The organism is Pseudactinotalea sp. (genome assembly GCF_048594945.1).
Lineage (GTDB): Bacteria > Actinomycetota > Actinomycetes > Actinomycetales > Beutenbergiaceae > Pseudactinotalea.
Genome location: NZ_JBMDXJ010000542.1, coordinates 1 through 4,439, shown reverse-complemented (window position 1 = coordinate 4,439; position 4,439 = coordinate 1). Strand labels below are relative to the sequence as shown.

The 4,439-nt window shown below is 69.0% G+C and carries 4 protein-coding genes and 1 pseudogene; 3 read left to right on the top strand and 2 right to left on the bottom strand.

Going from position 1 to position 4,439, the window contains the following annotated elements:
* Positions 1-400 precede the first annotated feature (400 nt).
* Both ACOJSN_RS24670 and ACOJSN_RS24665 read left to right on the top strand, forming a co-directional pair.
* Positions 401-605 (top strand): annotated as a pseudogene (locus ACOJSN_RS24670) (IS110 family transposase); the annotation flags it as partial.
* Positions 588-929 (top strand): Tn3 family transposase, encoded by a 342-nt coding sequence (locus ACOJSN_RS24665; RefSeq protein ID WP_420115131.1) that lies wholly within the window; start codon positions 588-590, stop codon positions 927-929. The pseudogene ACOJSN_RS24670 and the gene ACOJSN_RS24665, both read left to right, overlap by 18 nt.
* A gap of 92 nt (positions 930-1,021) precedes the next feature.
* On the opposite strand, the gene ACOJSN_RS24660 is transcribed toward ACOJSN_RS24665, so the two are convergent.
* Positions 1,022-1,918 carry a virginiamycin B lyase family protein gene (locus ACOJSN_RS24660; RefSeq protein WP_420115130.1) on the bottom strand — a complete coding sequence of 299 codons (897 nt, stop codon included), beginning with the start codon at positions 1,916-1,918 and terminating at the stop codon, positions 1,022-1,024.
* Positions 1,919-1,947: 29 nt separating this feature from the next.
* Positions 1,948-2,493 (bottom strand): hypothetical protein, encoded by a 546-nt coding sequence (locus ACOJSN_RS24655; RefSeq protein ID WP_420115129.1) that lies wholly within the window; start codon positions 2,491-2,493, stop codon positions 1,948-1,950.
* Between the two features lie 424 nt (positions 2,494-2,917).
* On the opposite strand from ACOJSN_RS24655, the gene ACOJSN_RS24650 reads away from it, so the two are divergent.
* On the top strand, positions 2,918-4,279 hold the full coding sequence (locus ACOJSN_RS24650; RefSeq protein ID WP_420115128.1) for a M1 family aminopeptidase: 1,362 nt from the start codon (positions 2,918-2,920) through the stop codon (positions 4,277-4,279).
* Positions 4,280-4,439: the final 160 nt, after the last annotated feature.

Here is a 4,439-nt window from a genome sequence, read left to right as displayed (position 1 = left end):
AAGGCCGGGAGCGCTCTCGAACCCGGTGGGAGCGTAGGAGTCGTGAAGGTCCCGCGTCCAGTGCATGGAGTTCCGGAACTCGCGCTGCGACGGCGCCAGGTGGCCGAAAACGGCGCGCCCGGGGCGTGCGCGGGGGCCGGGTGGGGTCGGCAGGCCGGGCGCACCCGTCGCCGGTACGGGGCGGGGACGGCGGGACGACGGCGGCGATGAGCGGTTTCCGGTCGCCGTTCGTTCGGCCCCCATGATCTTTCCGGTGGCCCCGCAACGGGGCATGACCCGGGGGTGGTGTCACCGGGCCCAAAGGCGCCGACCAACGGCTGCTCGGAGGCATGACCGCTGACTCTTCACAGGTCGGGAGGTTCTTCGTCGTGTGAAAGTGGCGATCGGCGCCGTGGGCGAGGCCGGGCAGAAGGCGTTCGACAAGCGCCGGCCCGACGCCGAGCCCAAGCTCCGCGCGCTGTCCGCGAAACTCCCGACCAAGCACGGGACACTGCTGGTCGTTCGACCAGCCGGCTTCGATCGGAGCCCCGCCGCTGGCGGTTGCGAGGGACATGAGCTGCCCCGGCGCCCACCTGCCAGGCCTGACGATGCGACGGATCGCCGAGCCGGAGATGATCGCCGGCTTCGACGACGATCTGACAGGTGAGGTCACCCGGTTCGCCCGCAGCGTCGAGTTGTGGGGCCAGGGCTCGATCGCGTTCGCCTCCGACTCCACCCATGTGCGCGCCTACGGCCAGAACTTGTTCACCGAGTGGCACTCGCGCTACGGCGGCCGCGGGGTGCTCGTCCACTGGCACGTGGAGAAGGAGTCGCCGGCCATCCACTCCCCGCTGATCAACTGCACCGCCTCGACCTCACCGCGGCGACCGTTCCCAACCCTCGGGCCCCAGACGGGCAGCGCCTTGCGCTCCACCGTGGAGAGAGCATGAACCTGCGCAGGCACAGCACGTAGCGAGCCGCGCCGCGTCTGGCGTGACGCGAGACCGACACATGGCTGAACCGGGCGGTTCTCCGTCCCGCGCTACGGTTCCAACCGCGCGACCCCTCCCGTCTCAAGCGCCACCCACAGAGCGCCGTCGGACCCTATGGTGATGCCATGGGGCTCGGACGACGGTGACGGCAGGCTGTACTCGGTGATCTCGCCGCTATCGGTGATGTGGCCAATGCGGTTGGCTCCCCATTCGGTGAACCAGCACTCCCCGGTGGACGCCGCGACGATGGCGTGGGGTTTGGCCGTGCGGTCAGGGAGCGGGAACTCCTTGATCCCGCCATCCACCGAGATCCTGCCGATCTGACCCGCTGCGATCTCGACGAACCACAGGGCGGCGCCGTCACTCGTGATGCCCACGGGCGCAGCGCCGGGGGTGGGGAGTGGGTGGATCACGATGTCCCCGTGGACAGTGATGCGTCCGATTGCGTTCGCCTGGTTGAGGGTGAACCACAGGGCCTCATCAGGGCCTGCGGTGATTGCCGCGGGAAAGGCGCCCGCATGGGGAAGGACGAACTCGGTGATCTCTCCCTTGCAGGTGATGCGGCCGATACGGTCGGTGTTCATCTCCGTGAACCACACCGCACCGTCCGGGCCGGCAGTGATACCGAAGGGTCCGCTGCCCGGCGTCGGTACGGGGAAGGACTCCGATTCACCGTCGGCGGTGACCCGGCCGATCCGGTGGTCCTGGGATCGGGTGAACCACAATGCCCCGTCGGGCCCGGGAGTAATGACCGTAGGGCGACACTCAGACGAGTCCAACGGGTATGCGCTGAGTTCGCCATCGAGGGTGAGACGCGCGATGCGACCACTGTGCGCGAAGGTGAGCCATAGCGCACCATCAGGTCCGGTCGCGATGCCGTAAGGCCCAGCACCCTTGTCCGCCACGGAGATCTCCCTGGCAGCCGGCAGGGCATCAGAATGGTGCACAGCAGCTCCTTGTAGTGGTGGGGTGAGGATCACTCGACGTTCCCGACCGATGCCGCAGCTCGGTCTCGCACCAGACAGCGAATGATCGCATCGAGGTCAGCAGGCCGGGGCATGGGGACGCTGTGGTTCGAGCTGATGTCGATCAGCCGTCGGCAGCCAGGGGGCGGCATCGACGACGGCACGCGCTTCGTCGCGCCGCGAGGCGTGAATACCATCTCGGCCAGCACGATCGTCATCGGACAGGTGAGGCGGTCGTACACGTCGACGGCTGGGAAGACTTCCGCCTCGGGCTCCACAGCAGTGACAGTCACGACTTCCTCGATAGCCGGCCGCCGTACCCACCAGTGGCCGCGGCGCGTGACGGAGCGCCGCGTAACGTCTTCGACAAGTCCGGGCCGTGCTCCCGCGTTGAGCCGGTCCCCTCCGGCCACCCGCACGCACTGCTCGACACAGGCACGCATCTGGTCGTCGTTGGCCTCCCAGCCGTAGCGGAGCATGGTCTGCAAGCGGTCCGCCGCCTCGGTAGCCCGCGCAGCAGCATGCCGCCGGGCCGAGGAGATCTTCGAGAGGAACACCCGACTGCCGGCCAACCCGCTCGCCTCTCCCGACAACATCGAGGACCTGGACGGCTGGACACTCCACCGGCTACGCCACAGCGCCCCGGCACACAGTTCCAGGGCGGCACCTCCACCTCCATGCTGCTACCCCGCTCCCGCCACGCCTCCGTCCGCTCCCCGGGGGCACCGTGGGCCCCGGCCGAGGGTGCGCCCACCCGCTGCCCCGTCCTGGTCCCCGCTGGGTACTTCGGCCGGCCGCCGCGAGACCTCTCCATGCCGGTCGAGGGCCCCTCGGCGAGGGGGCCGGCGCCCGTGATGGGACCACGGACGGCGGCTGTCCGGAATTCTCGTCCCCTCGGCTCCGACTCGTCGTTAGCGTGGCTGCTTCCTGCCAGTCCAGCAGGCGCCGTGGAGTCGCCGACCGTCGATGAAGGACCCCCTGATGAAGCACAAACCTGCGCGCCGTATCAGCGCCGGCGTTGCCCTGCCCCTCGCCCTGCTCCTCGCGGTTCCGCAGGCAGTTGCTGAACCCCGGACCACAGCGGTCTCCCTCCCGTACGACGTGAGCATGTACGAGATAGACATCGTCTACGCGCCCGAGTCCGGGGTGCTGCGAGGCGAGACGATCCTCACGGCGCCGGCGGGCAGCGCTCTGGACACGGTGGACCTGGCGCTGCCGGTGCCCGCGACGGAGGTCGCGGTCGACGGCGACGGCATCACTTCGTTCGGGCAGAGTGACGGCGTCCTGAGCATCGCCCTGGCGCGACCGATCGCCGCCGGCGACGAGTTCGTCATGGAGATCGCGTACGAAGGGCTACCGGGTGAGATCCCCGCCTGGGTACCGACGACGGACGGCGGGTCGGTGACAGTGACCAACGGCGCTACCGGCACCTGGTTCCCCGTGCACAACGTGCCGCGCGACCGGGCCGACCTGACGGTGACAGCCGAAGTGCCCGCGGACTGGACCGTCGTCTCCAACGGCACGGGGAGCCGGATCGCGGGCACCGAGAACTCCTCGGTCTTCCAATGGCGGACGTCGCACGAGCTGTCACCGCAGAGCGCGGTGCTCGGGATGGGGCCATGGGAGACGGAGGACGATCGGCTGAGCGACGGCACCCCCGTGACCAACGTGTACGGCGCGGGTCAGAAGGAGGCCATGAAGCCCCTGGCCGATCAGGCTCCACGCATGCTCGACTTCCTGGCGGAGAGGTTCGGGCCCTATCCGTTCGACACTTTCGGCGGGATCTACGTGGAGGCGCTCAGCGAGGACACCCCGTTCTACGCACCCCAGGGGCGGGTCATCCTCCCCGCCCCTGCCTGGGCGGACGAGAGCGTGCTCCTGCACGAGCTGTCCCACCAGTGGTTCGGAGTCTCCGTCACCGGCGACGGGCCGGCGAGCGGCTGCGTCGGCGAGTGCTTCGCCGTCTACGCGGAGTGGATGTGGGCGGAGGCCGATGCGGGGGTCGACCTCGACGACCGCTACCGCGAAGGCATCCGTCAGCATCAGGACGATCCGCAGTGGTGGCGGCAGACCATCGAGTCCGGGGCATCGATGTACACGAAGTCCCCATTCATGATGCATGCGTTGTCGCACCACATCGGCGAGGACGCCTTCCTCGGCCTTTTGAAGCGCTGGCCTTCGGAGAACGCACACAGCGTCCGCACCTGGGACGAGTTCGAGGCGATGGCGAGCGAGGAAGCCGGCCAGGACCTGGCGGGCTTCTTCGACGCATGGGTCCGCGGAAGCGAGGTACCAGCGGCCGAGTACCTCTGGCCCGGGCCCCTGTCACACCGAGCCCGCTAGGTTCTGTCGTCACATGTCAGGCCCCCATCAGGAGTGATGCGAGGGTGCCGGCCGCCTCGCAGGGCTCGGCGGTCTTGTCGTACCGGGTCGCGATGCCACGCCACCGCTTCAGGCGCTCGAAGCGCCGGTCCACGACGTTGGGGCGTTGTAAGTATCGCGG

What these genes read in the sequence shown, in the direction of transcription:
- ACOJSN_RS24665 (WP_420115131.1), top strand. Translation starts at nt 588, where the DNA reads ATGCGACGGATCGCCGAGCCGGAGATGATCGCCGGCTTCGACGACGAT.
- ACOJSN_RS24650 (WP_420115128.1), top strand. Translation starts at nt 2,918, where the DNA reads ATGAAGCACAAACCTGCGCGCCGTATCAGCGCCGGCGTTGCCCTGCCC.